Genomic DNA, 1,771 nt, shown 5'->3' on the forward strand with positions numbered 1-1,771 from the left:
TTTTTTGGTTGGGATTGGCTGCCCTGTTGTGGGGTGGTTGTTTTCTGAGCAGATTATGGTTTTTGTTTTTTGTTTGGAGAGTTTGATCCTGGCTCAGGACGAACGCTGGCGGCGTGCTTAACACATGCAAGTCGAACGGGATCTGCGTGGCCTTTGTGGTTGTGTGGTGAGAGTGGCGAACGGGTGAGTAACACGTGAGTAACCTGCCTTTTTCTTTGGGATAACGCTCAGAAATGGGTGCTAATACTGGATGTTCTGCGCTTTCCGCATGGGGGGTGTGGGAAAGGGGCTTTTTAAGTTTCTGGAGGGAGATGGGCTCGCGGCTTATCAGCTTGTTGGTGGGGTGATGGCTTACCAAGGCTTTGACGGGTAGCCGGCCTGAGAGGGTGGGCGGTCACATTGGGACTGAGATACGGCCCAGACTCCTACGGGAGGCAGCAGTGGGGAATTTTGCACAATGGGGGGAACCTTGATGCAGCGACGCCGCGTGAGGGATGGAGGCCTTCGGGTTGTGAACCTCTTTCGCTCGTGTGCAAGCCGCTATTTGGGTAGTGGTGAGTGTAGCGGGTAAAGAAGCGCCGGCTAACTACGTGCCAGCAGCCGCGGTAATACGTAGGGCGCGAGCGTTGTCCGGATTTATTGGGCGTAAAGGGCTTGTAGGCGGTTTGTCGCGCCTGTCGTGTAATCCTCTGGCTTAACTGGGGGTGTGCGGTGGGTACGGGCAGGCTTGAGTGCGGTAGGGGAGATTGGAATTCCTGGTGTAGCGGTGGAATGCGCAGATATCAGGAGGAACACCGGTGGCGAAGGCGGGTCTCTGGGCCGTTACTGACGCTGAGGAGCGAAAGCGTGGGGAGCGAACAGGATTAGATACCCTGGTAGTCCATGCTGTAAACGTTGGGCACTAGGTGTGGGGGCCGCCCTTGGTTTCTGCGCCGTAGCTAACGCTTTAAGTGCCCCGCCTGGGGAGTACGGCCGCAAGGCTAAAACTCAAAGGAATTGACGGGGGCCCGCACAAGCGGCGGAGCATGCGGATTAATTCGATGCAACGCGAAGAACCTTACCAAGGCTTGACATGCGCCCTGAGCGCCTAGAGATAGGTGTGCATTTGGTTGGGGGTGTGCAGGTGGTGCATGGTTGTCGTCAGCTCGTGTCGTGAGATGTTGGGTTAAGTCCCGCAACGAGCGCAACCCTTGCCCTATGTTGCCAGCGCGTTATGGTGGGGACTCGTGGGGGACTGCCGGGGTTAACTCGGAGGAAGGTGGGGATGACGTCAAATCATCATGCCCCTTATGTCTTGGGCTTCACGCATGCTACAATGGCAGGTACAGAGGGTTGCGATGCTGTGAGGTGGAGCGAATCCTTTAAAGCTTGTCTCAGTTCGGATCGGGGTCTGCAATTCGACCTCGTGAAGGTGGAGTCGCTAGTAATCGCAGATCAGCTACGCTGCGGTGAATACGTTCTCGGGCCTTGTACACACCGCCCGTCACGTCACGAAAGTTGGTAACACCCGAAGCTTGTGGCTTAACCTTTTTGGGGGGAGCAGGTGACGGTGGGATTGGCGATTGGGACGAAGTCGTAACAAGGTAGGCGTACCGGAAGGTGCGGCTGGATCACCTCCTTTCTAGGGAGCCCTGTTTGTGCGTTTGTTTCTGCTCTTTTTGGGGTGGGGCGCGTTGTGGGGTTGCAAGTGTTGGCGGAGCAGACACATTGTCGGGTTTTCTTTCAATTCCTGTGTGTTTTGGAAGTGTTTGTTGCCTGCGTCTGGCTGCTG

Annotated in this window: 1 rRNA gene; it reads left to right on the top strand. The window is 56.1% G+C overall.

The annotated features are described in order from the left end of the window. Positions 1-70: 70 nt before the first annotated feature. Positions 71-1,621 (top strand): 16S ribosomal RNA (locus tag HMPREF2975_RS03330). Positions 1,622-1,771 lie beyond the last annotated feature (150 nt).

The organism is Actinomyces sp. HMSC065F12 (assembly GCF_001814535.1).
Classification (GTDB): domain Bacteria; phylum Actinomycetota; class Actinomycetes; order Actinomycetales; family Actinomycetaceae; genus Pauljensenia; species Pauljensenia radingae_A.